The following is a 19367-nucleotide window of genomic DNA, read 5'->3' on the forward strand; positions in this document are numbered from 1 at the left end:
CCAGCTGTGTGGGTGAAGTCCGTTTAGAAATACTTAAACCTGCATTTAAAACATATCTGAACATATAAAAAAGCCGCGTATCAGAACGCGGCTTAATAACGAAAACACGCCTCAGGGATTAAATCTATCGTCCCACGGCATTAGCTGATGGGCCTCCGATTTTAATTTGTCCGCTTCTGCACGCCGCTTTAAAAAATACAGGATATTGATCTGATCGTTATACGCATCTTCTTCCATATGCAATGTAATCCACTGAGCATTACTTTGAGCATATTTCTTCAGCTCGGACACATCGGCGGATCCATTGAAATTCGCCAGTTGCAGCAACGAAATATCTCGCTGATAGCGCATCTGCATCAGCCAGGGCACATGCAGGCGGGTTATCTGGTGCGGATCGGCCAGCCGGGCGGTTTCAAAATTTCCCAGCATGATGCTGGCGTAAAAGAGCTGGGATGAGAGCATGATGCCATATAAAGCAACTGCCACCAGCGGCAAGCGGAACAGAAGGGGACGCAGGGTGACTACAGGCGCATTGCCTTCTGAGGCCGCCATCAGCAGCAGCACCGCAAAGAAATGCGCCACCGAATAATAAAGCGGAAACTCCACCTGCGTATGCAGCAGGATTGGCAGCGTGGTTAAGAGCGCTGCCCACTGCCACAGATTTTTGCGTCTGCGACAGAGTACAACCCAGCCCGCCAGAAGACACAACCCCCCCGCCAGTGCCACAATGCCACCCTCAGCCCAGATAAACAGCGTTTCGTTGTGCGGGTGTTGCATCATCTCCCGGCTCGGATTATCGCCGGGTAACGCTGACATGAAATGTTGAAACGCCGATTCGAACATCCCTAACCCCCAGCCCTGCCAGGGGTGAACACGGATCATGCGCAGCGTGTACTCAAGGGTTAGCCAGCGCTGCTGGTTCGAGCCTTCATGCAGCAGCGACGCCACAACTGACTGATGAAGAATCTGCGTACCAAGCAGACCGCCGAGCACAGGCAACAGAACGATTAACGCCCGCCGCCAGCGGGTAGTGCGATGTCGAAAGCGAGCCTGTGCAAAAAGTATCGATGCGCATCCCATGGCCATGATTCCACCAATCCAGCCAATGCGGGAGTGGAATAGCACCAGCGTGGCCGTCAACATCATGATGGCCACGCATATCATCATGAACCGCACTCGCTCGGCTCGTGGGTGATAAAGCGAACGCCGGATATCAGTGAGAAGATAAAGCAGGGCAGCAAGCCCGGTCACAAGGAACGAGGCGGTCACGTTAAGCTGCTGGAAGATGCCTGGCGCGTAGCCGGCATATTTTTCCGCCAGGGAATCCAGCGGGAAGGGTAAATATTGCGGACAGTAAAACCCGGCCAGAGAGAGAGCACATTCAATAACCGCTGCGGCAGCAAGCAGATAGAAAAGGGTAACTGTTTCCTTTTCCCTGATGGGTAGTTGCAGTAGCGTAAGATAAACGAAAACGCCACCCCAGATACCGATAAGCCTCGGCAGGGCGATGGGCAATGCATCGTGAGGCGACCAGAGCGCCGGAAGGGTAAATAACACCGCGCTTGTCAGCAGCATTAAACAGGTGGGGGTGATGCAAACCTTTTTTGTGCCCAGAAGCAGCCATGTAAGGAGCCCAAATAGCGAGATAATCCCCCAGCTCAGCAGGTTCATTGGCAGATTCATACCGTAATCGCCGCTGTTCGGCCAGGGTATATGCAATAGTACCAGCCAGTAGAGGCTGAAAAGTATAATGAGTAACAGGCTTGCGGTGCGTCTGATAACAGCTTGCTGAGATAATATAGATAAGTAAGAAAGCATGATATTTGATGGCTAAAACTTTATTTTATTTTTGCCGGGTGAGGGTGTCTAAATAACGTGAGTCCAATGTAAGATTTTATGCCTGGTGCACTTCTCACAAACCAGAACCTTCAGGGAACGTACATGACATCACACGCAAACGGGTTACGGGCAACGATTCAGGATGCGGATGATCGAATGGGCGTTCAGCATGAACTATCGCATAAGCGTGGCGGACGGTACGGTGGGAGATGAGTGGACGCTAACTCCCGTTAATTCTTACGCCAAGTTGGAAGAGCGCTGGATTGCATTTGCCTGTGGATACGATCGTAATGTCCATCCACATCGCGGTTAGTCATCAGTAAAGCGTAACGGGCCGCACGCGGCGGCCCGTTTTGATCAGCACTCGGTCACAATCGTGCTCAGCGGCAGACGAGACTTCGGCAGCGTGGCGTTGAAATCTTCCACGCTGTGATGCCCAACCGGCACCACCACCAGGCTGGTGAAGCCTTTCTCTTTCAGGCCAAACTCTTCGTCGAGGATAGCGGCGTCGAAGCCTTCGATTGGCACGGCGTCCAGACCCATCGCGGCCACGCCCAGCAGGAAGTTGCCGACGTTCAGGTAAACCTGCTTCGCCATCCACTGGTCGTCATCTTTCAGATCCACGCGGTGCATATCGGCAAAATAGTGGCGTCCTTTGTTATTGGCCGCTTTCGCTTCCGGCGTGTTGAAACGACCGTCCGCCTCTTCCTGGTCGACAACGCGCTCAAGCCAGGCGTCGTCCATCGCGGTTTTCGCGCAGAACACCACCACGTGAGAAGCATCCAGCATTTTGCGTTCGTTGAACACGTAGGTGCCCGCGGCGGATTTCGCCACGCGGGCTTTACCTTCCTCGGTGCTCGCGATAATAAAGTGCCACGGCTGGGAGTTGGTGCTGGACGGGCTGTACTGCAGCAGGGTTTTGATTTTCTCCGCTTCTTCAGCGGTCAGTTTTTTGGTTGGGTCGAACGCCTTGGTAGAGTGGCGTTTCAGGGCGACAGAAATGATATCCATAACTACTCCTGGTAATGAAATTCGCCCGTGCGCGGGCGCGAAAGGAGAGCAGATTACCGCGCGAAGCGGCAAAAGATAAGTGCGATTCGAGCGGTTATACTGTTCGGCACAGACGAACAATCAGGCAGGGCGTATCCACTTCTGGTCTTTTTTCGGCAGCTTATCGACGACCAGATTCCACGAATCCGCGATCAGGTCGGCGACCAGTTCAGGCGTGATGTCCTCGGTGCCGTAGAGCGAAATCCAGTGTTTTTTATTGAGGTGGTAGCCCGGCTCAACGCCACGGTAAATCTGCTGATTTAACAGGGATTTTTCCGGGTCGGATTTCAGGCTAACGTGGGGGCGTCCGTGCGCGGTGGCCATCAGCATAAAAATTTTCCCGCCCACCTTAAACACGTCGTACTCGGGGCCAAACGGCCAGCAGTGTTCGGTGAAAGGCATCTCCAGCGCGACGCGTTTTGCGTGCGCCTGCAGGGAATTACTGTCCATCGTTATCCTCCTGAGCCAGCCCGCGCCACATGGCTTCGAAACCCAGCGCTTTAAAATCGGTGGCGCGGGACGGATCGCGGGTGGCAAACTCCATGGTGGTTTCCGCCAGCGATAAGAAAAGCGCATCGCCAAACGTTTTGAATTCATCGGACATAAACACCGGGCGCACCGAGCGGCGGCACAGCTCGTGAAGTTCCGGGAACATCTCTTTCACCGCCTGTTCCGTTTCGGCGCTCAGCTTTTCACTGACGCCAATCTGGCGGATCGCCGCATGCGCCACGGGGTTACGAATCCCCCAGTCGACGTAGCTGTTCCAGATATTGCGGGTATGCTCTTTAGGAAGCGTGAGGGTGCGATCGAGGTTCGCCAGCATGGTCTGGCAGAGATCCTGCTTGAGGTGCAGGTAAAGGGCATTCAGCAGATCGTCTTTTGTAGCAAAGTAGCGAAACAGCGTGCCTTCAGCGACGCCCGCGTTACGGGCAATTAACGCCGTTGAGGCGGCAATACCTGACTGTGCAAATGCCACCGTTGCGGCTTCCAGTAAGGCCTGTTTTTTATCTTCACTCTTCGGACGTGCCACTAAATTTTTCCCCCTTTCAATTATAAAAACCCTGATTGAAACACGTGCTTTGACGGCCTGCAACGCGGAATGTCAAAGATCGAAAACGTCTTGACGACTTTATCATCATATCTATAATGAGTGCTTACTCACTCATAATCAAGTTCCCCCGCGTAAACCATCGGATGGCGCGCGTTTTCGGGTCAGGATATGAAAAAGCCTCTCTTCATCTGCGTGGTGTTCGTCATGATTATTGCTTCAGCTGCGAGTTTACCGTTTGTTCTGAATGCCGGATTTGGCCAGCCGCCGCAGGGTGCGCAGCTCACGGAAGTGGAGGCTTCTCCGCACTATCGTGACGGGAAGTTCCACAACGCGCTCCCGACGCCCGGCTTTACCGGGCAGCAAAACATGCTGGTGGCGTGGTGGCAGTTCCTGACCCGTAAAACCGAAAACGCCCGCCCGGCGCAGCCGCTGCCGCTGGTGAAAACCGATCTGGCGAGCCTGCCTCTGGAGCAGGACACGCTGGTGTGGCTCGGCCACTCCTCGTGGTATATGCAGCTGGCGGGTAAACGCATCCTGATCGACCCGGTCCTCGGCAACTACGCCGCGCCGTTCTCGTTCCTCAATAAAGCGTTTGCGGGAGAGTACCCGTGGCGCGCGGAGAGCATGCCCGAAATCGACCTGCTGATTATCTCGCACGATCACTACGACCATCTGGACTACGCCACCATCCGGGCGCTGCTGCCGAAGGTGAAGCGCGTCGTCACTCCGCTCGGCGTCGGCTCGCACCTGCGCTACTGGGGGATGAGCCCGGACATCATCGACGAACGGGACTGGAACCAGTCGGTGCACATCAGCGATGCGCTGACGGTTCACGTCCTGCCCGCGCGCCACTTCTCCGGGCGCGGCATTAAGCGTGACCAGACCCTGTGGGGCAGCTTCATGTTCGTCACGCCAGAGCAGAAGGTCTACTACAGCGGCGACTCCGGTTATGGCCCGCACTTTAAGGCCATCGGCGAGCAGTTTGGCGAAGTGGATTTAGCCATCATGGAAAACGGCCAGTACGACCAGGACTGGAAGTACATCCACATGCTGCCGGATGAAACGGCGCAGGCCTCGGCGGACCTCAACGCGAAAGCGGTGGTGCCGGGGCATAACGGACGCTTCGTGCTGGCGAAGCATACCTGGAACGATCCGCTGATCCAGCTGGCGCGGGCCAGCAAGGACAAAAATTATCGGCTGCTGACGCCGGAGCTGGGCGAGCCGGTTCGGGTGAGCGATAGCACGCAACAATTTCGTGAGTGGTGGGAATAATGTTGAACCAAGAAACAGAGGGGGAGAGCAGCATGACGATTTCCGCTCAGGTCATTGATACGATTGTCGAATGGATCGATGACAACCTACACCAGCCGCTACGCATCGAAGAGATCGCCCGCCACGCGGGTTACTCCAAGTGGCATTTACAGCGGCTGTTTATGCAGTACAAAGGCGAAAGCCTCGGGCGCTATATTCGCGAACGCAAGCTGCTGCTGGCGGCGCGGGATCTGCGTGAATCTGACGAGCGCGTGTACGAAATCTGCCTGCGCTACGGCTTTGAATCGCAGCAGACGTTTACGCGCATCTTTACCCGCACCTTCCATCAGCCCCCTGGGGCTTACCGCAAAGAGAACCATAGTCGGGCGCATTGAAATTGAGGAAACAAAGGCCGGGTAAGGCATCGCTGCCACCCGGCTTTTTTATTGGCTTACGACGCCAGTGAGAACCAGCGGCGCCAGACGAAACGCAGGATGAAGAATTCGATAGCGCCGAGCAGTAAAAACCACACGCAGAACAAAATGGTGTAGAGCTGGTTCAGGTCGACCATATGAAAGGTCTGAACCAGCTTCTGCGCCAGCACCAGACCCAGCGACGGCGCGGGCAGCAGTAAGCAAGAGATCAGGGCCATCAATAAAATGCCCCCCGCAGTCAGCAGCGATTCCAACGGGTGTTTCATCGTAATGTTAATCGTCAGTTAAAAATGTCATTGTCCGGCATCCTTTAACGTAAAGCAATATCAACCCGCCGGCCCTTTTTTAATTAAATAATTCCATACCCCGACGAATAATGCGCGGAAAGAGAATAATTTAATCCTGATGATTAAATTAATATCGCACTATGTAAATAAATGTCTGCATCACGATAATAATTTTACAAATATATAGGTGCTATATCCAATTAACGTCGCAATAACAATGGCTGCGACAATGTATAACGCCAGGCGCCGTCCGCGATAAATACCAAACATGGTTCCCCCTCGTTTAGGATTGGTTTAGAAATATTTTGTAAAAATCAGCTCGTCGAAATAATTTTAATCAATTTTGAATAACCCAGTGGTAAATATATTGCGGTAGATCAATTTTACCCGCAAGACTTTAAAAACAATTTATTTAAGCCAGAAAGGAATTCAGGCTTCTGTTCACCGGATATTGAAGGAAAAATACGATGACTGAAAAAAAATACTCCCCAAACGTGCCGCCTTCCGGCGGGCTGGCATACCAGCAGACCGCAGAGCAGGTGCTTACGCACGTGCAGAGCCAGGCCAGCGGTCTGGATCGTGCAGAGGCGCAGGCGCGTCTGCAAAAACAGGGCCCGAACGCGCTGCCGGAGAAAAAAGGTAAACCCGCCTGGCTGCGTTTTTTAGCCCATTTTAACGATGTGCTGATTTACGTTCTGCTGGCCGCCGCGGTATTAACGGCGGTAATGGGCCACTGGGTCGATACGCTGGTTATTTTGGGCGTCGCGGTTATCAACGCCTTAATTGGCCATATTCAGGAAAGCAACGCGGAAAAATCCCTGAAGAGCATTCGTAATATGCTCTCCAGCGAGGCGCGCGTTATTCGCAACGGCAACCACGAAACTATACCCACAACTGAAATAGTCCCGGGCGATATTATTGTTTTACGCGCGGGGGATCGTATTCCGGCGGATATGCGTTTAATCGAGGCGCATAATTTACGCGTGGAAGAGGCGATTCTGACCGGTGAATCCACCGTGGTGGATAAACACACGAATCCGCTGAGCGGCGAATTACCGCTGGGCGACCGCACCAATATGGTCTTCTCCGGAACGACCGTGAGCGCGGGCGGCGGAGTCGGCGTTGTCACCGCGACCGGTAAAGAGACGGAACTCGGCCATATCAACCAGATGATGGCGGGCATTGAAAAGCACCGCACGCCGCTGCTGGTGCAGATGGACAAGCTGGGCAAGGCGATCTTCGCCATAATTCTGGCGATGATGGCGGCGCTGTTCGTCTTCAGCCTGGTGTTCCGCGAGATCCCGATGGGCGAGCTGCTGCTCTCCCTGATCAGCCTGGCGGTCGCCTCCGTACCGGAAGGTCTGCCGGCCATTATCTCCATCATCCTCTCGCTGGGTGTGCAGGCGATGGCGCGCAAGCGGGCGATTATCCGCAAGCTGCCGACGGTTGAAACGCTGGGCGCGATGACCGTGGTCTGCTCGGATAAAACCGGCACCCTGACCATGAACGAGATGACGGTGAAAGCCATCATCACCGCCGACGTCTGCTACCGCGTGGACGGCAACAGCTACGAGCCGGTGGGCAATATCTACCTGGAAGGCAGCGACGAGCCGGTGCAGATCCAGCCGGGCACCGTGCTGGAGCAATACCTGCGCACCATCGACCTGTGCAACGACAGCCAGCTGATTCAGGACGAGCGCGGCCTGTGGGGCATTACCGGCGGGCCGACCGAGGGCGCGCTGAAGGTGCTGGCGGCGAAGGCCAGCCTTGAGCCAGTGGCGACCGCGCTGGTTAACAAGATCCCGTTCGACTCGCAGTACAAGTACATGAGCACCCACTACCAGATTGGCGGTGAGGAGCAGATCCTGATCACCGGCGCGCCGGACGTCATTTTCGCCCTCTGCGCCCAGCAGCAGACCCGCAGCGGTGCGGAAGCCTTCAACCGCGCGTACTGGGAAAGCGAGATGGAGCGCTATGCGCGTCAGGGGCTGCGCATGGTCGCCGCGGCGTTCAAGCCGGCGAACGGCGAGCAGGCGCTTACGCACGATGACCTGAGCCACGGCCTGATCTTCCTCGGCATCGCCGGGATGATGGATCCGCCGCGTCCGGAAGCGATTGATGCGATTAACGCCTGCCAGCAGGCGGGGATCCGCGTGAAGATGATCACCGGGGATCACCCGCAGACGGCGATGAGCATCGGCCAGATGCTGGGGATCGCCAACAGCGAGCAGGCGGTCACCGGCTACGAGCTGGAGAAGATGGACGACGCCGCGCTGGCGGAAGCGGCGGTGAAGTATGACATCTTTGCACGTACCAGCCCGGAGCATAAGCTGCGCCTGGTGAAAGCGCTGCAGGACAAAGGCGAAATCGTCGGTATGACCGGCGACGGCGTGAACGACGCCCCGGCGCTGCGTCAGGCGGACGTGGGCATCGCGATGGGCATCAAGGGCACGGAGGTGACCAAAGAGGCGGCGGACATGGTCCTGACGGACGATAACTTCGCCACCATCGCCAGCGCGGTGAAAGAGGGGCGTCGCGTTTACGACAACCTGAAGAAGACCATTCTATTCATCATGCCGACCAACCTGGCGCAGGGTCTGCTGATTGTGATTGCGCTGCTGGCGGGGAACATCATTCCGCTGACGCCGGTGCTGATTCTGTGGATGAACATGGCGACCTCCGCCACGCTCTCCTTCGGCCTGGCCTTTGAGGCTGCCGAGCGCAACATCATGCGCCGCCCGCCGCGCCAGACCGGGCAGCACGTGATGGACGCCTACGCCGTGTGGCGCGTGGCCTTTGTCGGTACCATGATTGCCATCGCCGCCTTTGCGCTGGAGGCCTGGCTGGCCCCGCGCGGCCACAGCGCGGAGTTCATTCGCACCGTGCTGCTGCAGATGCTGGTCTGCGCCCAGTGGGTGTACATGATTAACTGCCGCAACACCGAAGGGTTCTCCCTGAACCGCGGCCTGCTGGCGAACAAAGGGATCTGGCTGGTGACGGGCGTGCTGTTCCTGCTCCAGGCGGCGATTATCTACCTGCCGTTTATGCAGATGCTGTTCGGCACCGAAGCGCTGCCGCTGCGCTACTGGTTTGTGACTCTGGCGGTGGCGGGCGTGATGTTCTTCGTCGTTGAAATCGAGAAGCGACTGACCCGCAGGTTCCGTAAGGCTGCATAACAAAGACCCCTCACCCTAACCCTCTCCCCACAGGGGAGAGGGAACTTGAACACCCTCGCCCCTTTGGGGAGAGGGCCGGGGTGAGGGGAGACAACGCTGAGGTACTCCCATGAAATTCCCGGTCCTGTTAGCACTTCTTGTCAGTACCCTGCAACCCGCATTCGCCGCCATTCCGGTGCGCGTCGCCGCCGTGGAGCAGACCGCCCATGCCGCCGAGCGCCAGATCCCGGGCCGCGTCGAAGCTATCCACACCGTTGAGCTGCGCGCCCGCACGGAAGGCGTGATCACCAAAATCCACTTCCGCGACGGGCAGTACGTGAAAAAAGGCGACGTGCTGTTCGAGCTGGACGACGCCGAGCCGCGCGCCGCCCTGCGCCTGGCGCAGGCCGAGGTGAGAAGCGCCGAAGCCACTCTGCGTCAGGCGCAGCAGCAGCTTTCCCGCTTTGAAAGCCTGGGCAGCAGCAACGCCATTAGCCGTCACGACGTGGACAACGCCCGCATGCAGCGGGACGTCGCCAGCGCCGCGCTGGAGCAGGCCAAAGCCCGGCTCGACACCCGCAGCGTCACGCTGAACTACACCCGCATCACCTCGCCGATTGACGGCCGCGTGGGGCACAGCCAGTTCCACGTCGGCAGCCTGGTGAATCCTGCCAGCGGCGTGCTGGTGGAGGTGGTGCAGCTTGACCCGATCCGCATCGCCTTTGCGCTGGAGGAGGGGGCGTTTGCCACCAAAGTCGGACAGCATGCGGATATCAGCGCCATGAAGCAGGCCTGGCAGGCGTTCATTGACGGCAACGGCCAGCGCGTCAGCGGCGAGCTGACGTCCGTAGACAACCGCATCGATCCGCGTACCGCCAGCGTGATGCTGCGCGCCGAGTTCGCCAACCCGCGCCATCAGCTCCTGCCCGGCGGCAACGTGAACGTAACCCTGCGTCCGGCCAGCGAGCAGCCGGTGCTGACCCTGCCCGCCGCGGCGGTCCAGCAGAACGGCGACGGGTTCTTTGCCTGGATAGTTAACGCCGACGGCAAAGCCGAAATGCGCCCGCTGAAGGTCGCCGGGCAGCCTGGACAGCAGTTTCACATTGCCTCCGGCGTAAAGGCCGGTGAGCGAGCGATTACTGACGGCGCGCAGCGCGTGCAGCCCGGCGCTGCCGTCCAGATACTCAATTAAGGAGCCATCATGCTGACGTTTTTCATCAAACGCCCGCGCTTTGCGATGGTGATTGCGCTGGTTATCACCCTGCTGGGGGCCATCGCGCTGAGAATTATCCCGGTGGAGCAGTACCCGCAGATCGCCCCGCCGGTGGTGAATGTGTCTGCCAGCTGGCCGGGCGCCAGCTCGGCTGACGTGGCGGAGGCCATCGCCACGCCGCTGGAAACCCAGCTGAACGGCGTGGATCACATGCTCTATATGGAGTCCACGAGTTCGGACGAAGGCAGCTACAGCCTGAACATTACCTTTGCGGCGGGCACCGACCCGGACCTCGCCGCCATCGACGTGCAGAACCGCGTGTCGCAGGCCCTGGCGCAGCTGCCGACCGAGGCGCAGCAAAACGGCGTGCAGGTGCGCAAGCGCGCCACCAACCTGATGATGGGGGTAAGCCTTTACTCACCGAATAACACCCACACGCCGCTGTTCGTCAGCAACTACGCCAGCACCCAGGTGCGCGAGGCGCTGTCCCGCCTGCCGGGCGTCGGGCAGGTGCAGATGTTCGGCGCGCGCGACTACAGCATGCGCATCTGGCTGCGTCCGGACCGCATGAACGCCCTGAACGTCACCACCGACGACGTGGCCCAGGCGCTGCGCGAGCAGAACGTGCAGGGGGCGGCAGGCCAGGTCGGCACGCCGCCGGTGTTTAACGGCCAGCAGCAGACCCTGACCATCAACGGGCTGGGGCGCTTAAGCCAGGCCGAAGACTTTGCCGACATCATTATCCGCGCCGGGGAGATGGGCCAGCTGGTGCGCCTGAAGGACGTTGCCACCATCGAGCTCGGCTCGCGCAGCTACAGCTCGGGCGCGCAGCTGAACGGGCACGACTCCGCCTATCTCGGCATCTATCCGACCCCGTCCGCCAACGCCCTGCGCGTGGCCGACGCGGTGCGCGCGGAGCTGGAGCGGCTCTCGACGCGCTTCCCGGACGACCTGGTCTACGAGGTGAAATTCGACACCACCGCCTTCGTTGCCGCCACCATTCAGGAGATTGGCGTTTCGCTGGCGCTGACGATGCTGGCCGTTGTGGTGGTCGTTTCCCTGTTCCTGCAAAGCTGGCGCGCGACGCTGATTGTCGCCCTCGCCATTCCGGTGTCGCTGGTGGGCACCTTTGCGGTGCTCTACGCGCTCGGCTACTCCGCCAACACGCTGAGCCTGTTCGCCATTATTCTGGCGCTGACCATGGTGGTGGATGACGCCATCGTGGTGGTTGAGAGCGTCGAAACGCTGATGGCGGAAGGGCAGAGCCGCACGGCGGCGACCGCGCTGGCGCTGCGCCAGATCGCCGGGCCGGTGATTGCGACGACGCTGGTGCTGCTGGCGGTGTTTTTGCCGGTGGCACTCCTGCCGGGGATTGTCGGCGAGCTGTACCGCCAGTTCGCGGTGACGCTTTCCACCGCCGTGACGCTTTCAAGCCTGGTGGCGCTGACCCTGACGCCCGCCCTGTGCGCGCTGCTGCTGCGTCCGCGCCCGGAGAAACCCGCGGCAGTTTATCGCGCCTTTAACCGCGGGCTGGATGCCGCGCGCGGTTTCTACACCCGCATTGTGAACGTCTTAAACCTGCGCCCGTGGCTGGCGCTGCTGGCCACCGCGGGCGCGGCGGCCGTGGTGGCGTTCAGCTTTACGTCGATGCCGAAAGGCTTCTTGCCCCAGGAGGACCAGGGCTACTTCTTCGCCAGCGTCCAGCTGCCGGAGGCGGCCTCGCTGGAGCGCACCGAAGCGGTGATGGCTACCGCGCGTGAACTCATCGCTAAACATCCGGCGGTGGAGGACGTGATTCAGGTCTCGGGGTTTAACATCCTCAACGGCACCAGCGCCTCCAACGGCGGGTTTATCTCCATCATGCTGAAGGACTGGAGCGAGCGCCCGCCGCTGGACGAGGTTATGGGCACCCTGCAGCGTCAGCTGCTGGCCCTGCCGGAAGCGACCATCATGGCCTTCGCGCCGCCGACGCTGCCGGGGCTGGGCAACGCCTCCGGGTTCGACCTGCGCATCCAGGCGCAGGCGGGCCAGAGCCCGGCGGAGCTGGAGCGCGTGACGCGTGAGGTGCTGGCGAAAGCCAACCAGCATCCGCAGCTGAGCCGCGTGTTCACCACCTGGAGCAGCAACGTGCCGCAGCTGACGCTGACCGTTGACCGCGAGCGCGCCGCACGCCTCGACGTGCCGGTGTCGCGCATCTTCAGCAGCCTGCAAACCGCCTTCGGCGGCACACGCGCCGGGGATTTCAGCGTCAACAACCGCGTCTACCACGTGGTGATGCAGAACGAGATGCAGTGGCGCGAGCGCGCGGAGCAAATCAGCGAGCTGTTCGTGCGCAGCAACGGCGGCGAGCGGGTGCGACTGAGCAACCTCGTCACCATCACGCCGACCGTCGGCGCGCCATTTATTCAGCAGTACAACCAGTTCCCGTCGGTATCGGTAAGCGGTTCGGCAGCGGAAGGGGTAAGCAGCAGCACCGCGATGGCGGCGATGGGCGAGATCCTGGCGCAGAGCCTGCCCGCCGGGTACGACTACGCCTGGAGCGGCATGTCGTATCAGGAGCAGCAGACCGGCAATCAGGCGATATGGATTGTGCTGGCGGCGGTGGTGATGGCGTGGCTGTTCCTCGTCGCCCAGTACGAGAGCTGGACGCTTCCGGCGAGCGTAATGCTCTCGGTGCTGTTCGCCATCGGCGGGGCGCTGGTCTGGCTGTGGATGGCGGGCTACGCCAACGACGTGTACGTGCAGATTGGCCTGGTCCTGCTGATCGCGCTAGCGGCTAAAAACGCCATTCTTATCGTGGAGTTTGCCCGCGCGCGGCGCATGGACGGCATGGAGATTGTCGATGCCGCAAGAGAAGGGGCATCGCGCCGCTTCCGCGCGGTGATGATGACCGCCGTGTCGTTCATCATTGGCGTACTGCCGATGATGCTGGCGACCGGGGCGGGTGCCCAGAGCCGCCGCATCATCGGCACCACGGTGTTCAGCGGCATGCTGGTGGCGACCGTGGTGGGGATTGTGTTTATCCCCGCGCTGTTCGTGCTGTTCCAGCGCCTGCGCGAGTGGGGCCACGGCCTTACGGACCCGTCGCCCACAGCTCGCAGTGCTTCTGCACCAGAGAAATAAGCGAGCCGCCGTCGGCGATAAAGTCCCGCATGCGCTGCGCCTCGCTCTTGCCCTGCTTTAACAGCAGGGCAATTTCATTGACTGCGCTCGTCGCGCCGAGCTTCTCGGCCGACGGCGCAACCTGCTCCAGCAGCCAGGCAATGTCTTCCGCCACGGTTTTGTGCTCGCCGGTGTGCACGTCCGTCAGGATCCCCTCCAGCCCGTAGCGGCAGGCCTGAAAACGGTTAAAGCGGTACAGCAGAAAATCCCGTTCCTGATGCTTATACGGCCGCGCGGTCAGCAGCCAGTGGGACGTCGCCTGAATCAGCCCGGCGATGTTAATCGCGTGGCCGAGCGTCAGCGGCGTATCCATCACCCGCACCTCGACGGTGCCGAAGTGCGGGCTGGGGCGGATGTCCCAGTGCAGATCCTTAATGCTGTCGATCATGCTGGTAGAGCTCAGGCGGCGGAACAGCCCCTCGAACTCCTGCCAGCTGTTAACCCACGGCATCTGGCCGTTATCCGGGAACCCGGAGAAGATGTTGAGCCGCGACGAGGAGAACTTTGTGTCGGTGCCCTGCATGTACGGCGAGGCGGCCGCCAGGGCGATAAAGTGCGGCACGAAGCGCGACAGGCCGTGCAGCAGGTAAATCGCGTCGTCCCCGGTCCGGCAGCCGACGTGCACGTGCTGGCCGAACACCGTTGCCTGCAAAATCAGATAGCCAAAGCGCTCCAGCGTGACGTTATAGCGCTCGTCGTCGCACACCTCCTGACGCTGCCACTTCTGGAACGGGTGCGTCCCGCCGCCGCAGATCTGAATATGCTGCTCCGCCGCCGCGCGCAGGATGCTCTGCTGCATCACCGAGAACTGCGCCGCCGCCTGGTCGATGGTCTGGCATACGCCGGTGGCGATTTCGAGCATGCTTTCGGTGATGTCGTGCTTAACCTCGCCGCCTTTGATCTCGTCTTTGACGGCGGCGATAAGGGCGGAGGAGTCCTGGCTCAGATCGTAGCCCGGCGGGTTAACCACCTGCAGTTCGAGCTCGATGCCGAGGGTGAAAGGTTCAGAGGACTTAAAATCGGGTAAAGGCATGGCGCACTCCGTTGTCTGTTGTGTGTTGAGTATAGACAACGACGTGGCGCTCACTTTTCAGGGTGGTATAACTGTTAGCAGGCTTAGCGAAAAGGGGAGTGAATGATGTCTGACAATCTAACCATTGCGCTGATAGGTCCCGGTGCGATTGGGACCACCATTGCCGCGGTATTGCATGACGCGGGCCGCACGCCGCTGCTGTGCGGACGTACCGCGCATCCTGAGCTGCGTTTGCGCTACGACGAGGGGGAAACGGTGGTGCCCGGTCCGGTATTAACCGATCCGTCCATCATCACGCGCCCTGCCGATCTCGTTTTTGTGGCGGTAAAAACGACGCAAAATGCCGACAGCGCCGGGTGGCTGCGCGCCCTGTGCGATGAAAACACCGTGGTCTGCGCCCTGCAAAACGGCGTGGAGCAACAAGCCCAGCTTGAGCCGTGGGTTAACGGCGCAGCGGTGCTGCCGTCGGTGGTCTGGTTCCCGGCGCAGCGCGAGCCGGATGCCTCCGTCTGGCTGCGGGCGAAGCCGCGCCTGACCCTGCCGGAGGTGCCGCAGGCGCAGCGGGTGGTTGAGGCGCTTCACGGAACGCGCTGCGCGGTTGATCTCTCGGCGGACTTCGCCACCGTCGCCTGGCGCAAGCTGCTGCAAAACGCGGTCGCCGGGCTGATGGTGCTGGCCAACCGCCGCGCCGGGATGTTCAGGCGCGAGGATATCAGCGAGCTTGCGCTGGCCTACCTGCGCGAGGGGCTTACCGTCGCCCGCGCCGAGGGGGCGAAGCTGGATGATGGCGTGGCCCAGGAGATCCTGGCGAACTTCCAGCGTGCGCCTGAGGACCTTGGCACGTCGATCCTTGCCGACCGCCAGGCGGATCGCCCGATGGAGTGGGATATCCGCAACGGCGTGATCCAGCGCTACGGCCGCAAGCACGGTATTGCGGTGCCCATCAGCGAGGTGGTGGTGCCGCTGCTGGCGGCGGGGAGCGAGGGGCCTGGCTAACGCCCGCTGTTTTTCCGTTCGGCAAAGTAATGGGCGGGCGTGCTGCCCATCGCTTTTCGGAACATGGTGATGAACGCATTCACGGATTCGTACCCGAGCGTTGCCGCCACGTTCTGGACGGGCACGCCGCTGGCCAGCTCCCGCAGGGCAATAATCAAATGCAGCTGCTGGCGCCAGCGCCCGAAGCTCAGCCCGGTTTCGCGCTGCATCAGGCGGGCAAACGAGCGCTCGCTGAGGGCAAGACGTTTCGCCCACTCCTTCAGGGTGCTTCTGTCCTCAGGGCGGCTGACCAGCGCGTCGGCCATCGCGCGAATTTTCGGGTCGGCCGAGACCGGCAGGCTCAGCTTCTGCTGCGGCATGCTGGCGAGCTCGTCCAGCGTCACTCGGGTCAGCCTGGCGACGTGGCTATCGGAGGGATAATCCACGCCTTCGCGTGTCAGACGATCGACCAGCTCCTTTATCAGCGGCGAGATCGCCAGCGTGCAGCATCTCTCCGGCAGCGCCGCCGCGCCGGGCTCAATAAACAGATAGTTCAGATGCGCGTTCCAGGTCGCCCTGGCGCTGTGCGGGATCCCGCCGGGGATCCAGACGGCGCAGTCCGGCGGCACGATCCAGATATCATTTTCCGCGTAACAGCTGACCGCGCCGTATCGGGCAATAATCAGCTGCCCCTTGCGGTGGGTATGCACCGGCACTTCCGCGGCGTAATCCACGAAGTCCAGACGACGCGCCACCGCCGGGCTGGCGGTGGCGTCAGGGTCGTACAGCGTATGAGCGAGTTGAGGCTTCACGATTCTGGCAACATTTAGGTATTTTTTGACAGAATAGAGTATTTAAGGGCGTCTGTAAGCCGGTAATACTCCCGGCATGAAAAACTTCTTCTCTCATCCCGTGCGCCTGCCCGCCGCATTGCGAAACGATGCGGGCGCGCTGATCTACGCCGTGAAGAGTTTTGCCGCGGCGATGCTGGCTTATTACATTGCGTTGTCGATAGGCCTCGAACGTCCCTCGTGGGCCATTATTACCGTTTACATCGTTTCTCAGACCTCGGTCGGAGCATCGCTGAGCAGAAGCCTCTACCGGCTGGCCGGTACCGTGGCGGGGGCCAGCGCGACCGTGCTGATTGTGCCCACCTTCGCGAATAGGCCGATTCTGTGCAGCGCGGTGCTGACGGGCTGGATCGCGTTCTGCCTGTGGCTCTCCCTGCTGGAGCGCACGCCCCGGGCCTACGCATTCGTGCTGGCCGGCTACACCGCGAGCCTGATTGGCTTTCCGGCGGTGTCCGATCCCGGCGGCATTTTTAACGTTGCCATCGTTCGCGTGCAGGAGATCGCGATTGGGATTTTCTGCGCGGCGCTGATCCACCGCTACGTGCTGCCCGCGCGGGTATCGGGCCAGTTCAACGCTAAATTATCCCAGACGCTACAGGCCGCGCGCGGGCGGGTGGCGGATACTTTAGCAGGCAAACCCGACGCGGCTTCCGGCCCGCTGCATCTGGCGCTGGTGCTGCAGTTTCTGCAGGGCATAAGCCACCATATTCCGTATGATTTTGCGCTTTCCGCTCCGGCGCGGCAGGCCAGAAAAGCGATCCACGACCGGCTGGCGCGGCTGGTTATCGTCAACTGCGAACTGCACGATCGCCTGCCAGCGTTCGGAACCCTGCCCGCCGACGTGCAGACGTTGCTGGGCGATGTTCAGGCCTGGCTTGCCGGTGAGGGCGCCGGCAGCACGGCAGAGGCGCTGCGGCTCCGCTGTGCGCTTCTCGTCGATCGGTATGCCGCGCAGGCGCGGACGATTGACGACGCGCTGCAGGTCAGCTTTATTCGCTACCTCTCGGAGGCCATCGCTCTCCTGCAGCAGTGCGAGCGTCTTTCCGGGGCCATCCACCACGCCAAACCCGTTTCTGGAGAGAGGCAAACCCGCGCGGCGAAAGGCTACGTTTTCCACCGCGATCCGCTTACCGCCGCCCGCACGGCGCTGGCGGCTTTCGCCATCATTCTGAGCGGCTGTCTGGTCTGGATCTTCTCAGCGTGGCCGGATGGCGGTACGGCGGTCTCTATCCTTGGCGTCTGCTGCACGCTCTTTGGCAGCTTCGATACCCCGGCACCGCACATCGTGAAATACATCATTGGCTCGTTCTGGGGCGTGGTCATTAGCCTGTTCTACAGCTTTGCGCTGCTGCCGCAGGTGAGCGATTTCCCGGTGCTGGTGGCGGTGCTTGCACCGGCGTATCTGCTGGCCGGGTCGCTTCAGGCGCGCCCGCCCACTACGTTTATGGCGATGGGCATCACCCTGACGCTGCCCATTCTGTGCGAGCTGGGGGCGCACTACAGCGGAGACTTTGCCGTTGCCGCCAACACCGCCGTCGCGCTCTTTGCCGCGACCGGCTTTGCCGTCATCAGCATGAGCCTGCTGCAAACCGTGCAGGCGGATGGTGCCATCACGCGACTGCTGAAACTGTGCCAGCGCGACATTCGCCGCAGCGTGAAGGGCACGCTGTGGGTGGACGAAACGCACTGGATCAACCTTATGATGGATCGAACCGCCCTGTTGCTGCCGCGTTTACAGCGCAGCGAGCGCGCGCCGGAGCAGGCGCTCGATCGGCTGCTGCACGCGCTGCGTCTGGGGCTTTCGGTTATGCATTTACACCGCAGCGACACACCGCCCGGCAGGGAGGTTGACGCGCTTTTTCATCGGATAAACGCCGCGGACAGTAGCGCCGTACGTGAACGCATTGCCGCCCTTATCGAGCGCCATCTGCCTGCGGCAGATGAACATACGCGCCAGTTTGTCTTCAGGCTGGTGGATCTGCACTGTGCATTACGGAGGCCAGAGCATGGTTAACGATCTCAATATCGGCGGGGTTTTTATTCCGGGGCTGCTGATGGTCGCCCTCGCGGCGCTGGTCTGCACGCTGGGCCTCGTCGCGCTTTTCTCTCTCAGCAGGATCTACCGGCGCTTGCCGTTCCGCCCGCTGATGGATGTTTCCATCTGGATTGTCACCTTTTTCCTGCTGATGCAGGGCCTGACCGCGTTGGGGTTATTGTCATGAAATCACTGCTCTCGTTACTGGCTCGCTATGCGCTGACGTTAAGCGCCGTCGCGGCGGCCACGCTTCTGGCCTTTATGATGTGGAAACACTACGCACAAACGCCGTGGACCCGCGACGGCCGCGTGCGGGCAGACGTGGTGCAGATTGCGCCGGACGTCTCCGGGCCGGTCATCAGCGTGGCCGTGCGGGACAACCAGTGGGTGAACCTGGGCGATGTGCTCTACACCATCGATCCGCGCTGGCTGAAGCTGGCGGTGGTCAGCGCGCAGGCTGATGTTGAGTCGAAACGCCATGAGATGCTGATGCGCCAGGACGCGGCCCATCGCCGCACGCTGATTAAAAACGCGATCTCGAGCGAGGATTTGCAGCAAACCGGCAGCGCGGCGAACGTCGCGGCGGCCAATTATCACGGCGCGCTGGCCGCGCTGGAGCTGGCCGAGCTGAATCTGGCCCACGCCACCGTGCGTGCGCCGGTCTCGGGGTACGTCACGCACCTGAGGCTTCGCCCCGGAGACTACGCGACGGCGGGGGAGGCGAAGGTTGCCATCGTCGATGCCCACAGCTTCTGGGTGGTGGGGTACTTTGAAGAGACCAAGCTGCGCCATATCCGCGTCGGGGATGCCGCGCAGGTGGTGCTGATGGGTTACGAGCCGGTCATAGCAGGTCACGTGGAGAGCATCGGGCGTGGGATAGGGGACAGCAACGACGAGACGGGCGGGTTGGGGCTGCCCGACGTCGAGCCCACCTTTAGCTGGGTGCGGCTGGCACAGCGCGTGCCGGTGCGCATTCATATCGACAGGCTGCCGGAGGGGGTTGAGCTGGTGGCGGGGCTGTCGGCGAGCGT

General features: G+C 60.6%; 16 protein-coding genes. 9 read left to right on the forward strand and 7 right to left on the reverse strand.

Annotated features, from left to right (window positions below; all coding sequences use genetic code 11):
- Window positions 1-111: 111 nt before the first annotated feature.
- From USG84_RS15785 to USG84_RS15800, 4 genes are all read right to left on the reverse strand, one after another.
- Window positions 112-1683: an O-antigen ligase family protein gene (locus USG84_RS15785; RefSeq protein WP_253541127.1), complete on the reverse strand. Its 1572-nt coding sequence runs from the start codon at window positions 1681-1683 to the stop codon at window positions 112-114.
- A 513-nt stretch (window positions 1684-2196) separates the two neighbouring features.
- Window positions 2197-2850 (reverse strand): oxygen-insensitive NAD(P)H nitroreductase, encoded by a 654-nt coding sequence (nfsB, locus tag USG84_RS15790; protein WP_151413901.1) that lies wholly within the window; start codon window positions 2848-2850, stop codon window positions 2197-2199.
- Window positions 2851-2970: 120 nt separating this feature from the next.
- On the reverse strand, window positions 2971-3339 hold the full coding sequence (locus tag USG84_RS15795) for an MmcQ/YjbR family DNA-binding protein (RefSeq protein ID WP_151413900.1): 369 nt from the start codon (window positions 3337-3339) through the stop codon (window positions 2971-2973).
- Window positions 3329-3919, reverse strand: coding sequence for a TetR/AcrR family transcriptional regulator (locus tag USG84_RS15800; protein ID WP_028012251.1), 591 nt, complete (start codon window positions 3917-3919; stop codon window positions 3329-3331). The genes USG84_RS15795 and USG84_RS15800 overlap by 11 nt, the downstream gene beginning before the upstream one ends.
- Before the next feature lie 189 nt (window positions 3920-4108).
- On the opposite strand from USG84_RS15800, the gene USG84_RS15805 reads away from it, so the two are divergent.
- Entirely contained in the window at window positions 4109-5212 is a 1104-nt protein-coding gene (locus tag USG84_RS15805) for a RomA family MBL fold metallo-hydrolase (protein ID WP_061098959.1), read from the forward strand.
- Window positions 5213-5244: 32 nt separating this feature from the next.
- The gene (locus USG84_RS15810; protein ID WP_028012253.1) at window positions 5245-5586 is read left to right on the forward strand and encodes a RamA family antibiotic efflux transcriptional regulator; all 342 of its coding nucleotides are present in this window, start codon (window positions 5245-5247) and stop codon (window positions 5584-5586) included.
- A 56-nt stretch (window positions 5587-5642) separates the two neighbouring features.
- On the opposite strand, the gene USG84_RS15815 is transcribed toward USG84_RS15810, so the two are convergent.
- Window positions 5643-5891: a DUF1158 domain-containing protein gene (locus USG84_RS15815; protein ID WP_041910998.1), complete on the reverse strand. Its 249-nt coding sequence runs from the start codon at window positions 5889-5891 to the stop codon at window positions 5643-5645.
- A 488-nt stretch (window positions 5892-6379) separates the two neighbouring features.
- On the opposite strand from USG84_RS15815, the gene USG84_RS15820 reads away from it, so the two are divergent.
- The 3 genes from USG84_RS15820 (at window position 6380) to USG84_RS15830 (ending at window position 13403) form a co-directional block, all read left to right on the forward strand.
- Entirely contained in the window at window positions 6380-9088 is a 2709-nt protein-coding gene (locus tag USG84_RS15820) for a cation-transporting P-type ATPase (RefSeq protein WP_253541130.1), read from the forward strand.
- Window positions 9089-9197: 109 nt separating this feature from the next.
- A complete protein-coding gene (locus USG84_RS15825) occupies window positions 9198-10259 on the forward strand; it encodes an efflux RND transporter periplasmic adaptor subunit (RefSeq protein WP_253541133.1) in 1062 nt (353 codons plus the stop codon).
- A gap of 9 nt (window positions 10260-10268) precedes the next feature.
- Entirely contained in the window at window positions 10269-13403 is a 3135-nt protein-coding gene (locus USG84_RS15830; RefSeq protein ID WP_320738364.1) for an efflux RND transporter permease subunit, read from the forward strand.
- Here the strand turns inward: USG84_RS15830 and USG84_RS15835 are convergent.
- Window positions 13354-14475 (reverse strand): YbdK family carboxylate-amine ligase, encoded by a 1122-nt coding sequence (locus tag USG84_RS15835; RefSeq protein ID WP_253541140.1) that lies wholly within the window; start codon window positions 14473-14475, stop codon window positions 13354-13356. The two genes, USG84_RS15830 and USG84_RS15835, sit on opposite strands and share 50 nt — an antisense overlap.
- A gap of 105 nt (window positions 14476-14580) precedes the next feature.
- Between USG84_RS15835 and USG84_RS15840 the strand changes: the two genes are divergently transcribed.
- A complete protein-coding gene (locus tag USG84_RS15840) occupies window positions 14581-15471 on the forward strand; it encodes an oxidoreductase (RefSeq protein ID WP_253541143.1) in 891 nt (296 codons plus the stop codon).
- On the opposite strand, the gene USG84_RS15845 is transcribed toward USG84_RS15840, so the two are convergent.
- Entirely contained in the window at window positions 15468-16262 is a 795-nt protein-coding gene (locus USG84_RS15845; RefSeq protein WP_061098954.1) for an AraC family transcriptional regulator, read from the reverse strand. The two genes, USG84_RS15840 and USG84_RS15845, sit on opposite strands and share 4 nt — an antisense overlap.
- A gap of 76 nt (window positions 16263-16338) precedes the next feature.
- Here USG84_RS15845 and USG84_RS15850 point away from each other — a divergent pair, with 76 nt between their 5' ends.
- The 3 genes from USG84_RS15850 to USG84_RS15860 form a co-directional block, all read left to right on the forward strand.
- Entirely contained in the window at window positions 16339-18315 is a 1977-nt protein-coding gene (locus USG84_RS15850) for an FUSC family protein (protein WP_253541146.1), read from the forward strand.
- Window positions 18308-18523 carry a DUF1656 domain-containing protein gene (locus USG84_RS15855; protein ID WP_151413898.1) on the forward strand — a complete coding sequence of 72 codons (216 nt, stop codon included), beginning with the start codon at window positions 18308-18310 and terminating at the stop codon, window positions 18521-18523. Before USG84_RS15850 ends, USG84_RS15855 begins: the two co-directional genes overlap by 8 nt.
- Window positions 18520-19367, forward strand: an 848-nt coding sequence (locus USG84_RS15860) for an HlyD family secretion protein (protein ID WP_320738365.1), incomplete at its 3' end; no start/stop codon positions are given. The genes USG84_RS15855 and USG84_RS15860, both read left to right, overlap by 4 nt.

It is taken from the genome of Enterobacter sp. 168J2 (assembly GCF_034107265.1).
In the GTDB taxonomy this organism is placed as follows: domain Bacteria; phylum Pseudomonadota; class Gammaproteobacteria; order Enterobacterales; family Enterobacteriaceae; genus Enterobacter; species Enterobacter nematophilus.

Coding starts and splice junctions, on each gene's coding strand:
- USG84_RS15830 (WP_320738364.1), top strand. CDS start 10,269: ATGCTGACGTTTTTCATCAAACGCCCGCGCTTTGCGATGGTGATTGCG.
- USG84_RS15855 (WP_151413898.1), top strand. CDS start 18,308: ATGGTTAACGATCTCAATATCGGCGGGGTTTTTATTCCGGGGCTGCTG.
- USG84_RS15850 (WP_253541146.1), top strand. CDS start 16,339: ATGAAAAACTTCTTCTCTCATCCCGTGCGCCTGCCCGCCGCATTGCGA.
- USG84_RS15795 (WP_151413900.1), bottom strand. CDS start 3,339: ATGGACAGTAATTCCCTGCAGGCGCACGCAAAACGCGTCGCGCTGGAG.
- USG84_RS15820 (WP_253541130.1), top strand. CDS start 6,380: ATGACTGAAAAAAAATACTCCCCAAACGTGCCGCCTTCCGGCGGGCTG.
- nfsB (WP_151413901.1), bottom strand. CDS start 2,850: ATGGATATCATTTCTGTCGCCCTGAAACGCCACTCTACCAAGGCGTTC.
- USG84_RS15835 (WP_253541140.1), bottom strand. CDS start 14,475: ATGCCTTTACCCGATTTTAAGTCCTCTGAACCTTTCACCCTCGGCATC.
- USG84_RS15840 (WP_253541143.1), top strand. CDS start 14,581: ATGTCTGACAATCTAACCATTGCGCTGATAGGTCCCGGTGCGATTGGG.
- USG84_RS15805 (WP_061098959.1), top strand. CDS start 4,109: ATGAAAAAGCCTCTCTTCATCTGCGTGGTGTTCGTCATGATTATTGCT.
- USG84_RS15785 (WP_253541127.1), bottom strand. CDS start 1,683: ATGAATCTGCCAATGAACCTGCTGAGCTGGGGGATTATCTCGCTATTT.
- USG84_RS15810 (WP_028012253.1), top strand. CDS start 5,245: ATGACGATTTCCGCTCAGGTCATTGATACGATTGTCGAATGGATCGAT.
- USG84_RS15825 (WP_253541133.1), top strand. CDS start 9,198: ATGAAATTCCCGGTCCTGTTAGCACTTCTTGTCAGTACCCTGCAACCC.
- USG84_RS15815 (WP_041910998.1), bottom strand. CDS start 5,891: ATGAAACACCCGTTGGAATCGCTGCTGACTGCGGGGGGCATTTTATTG.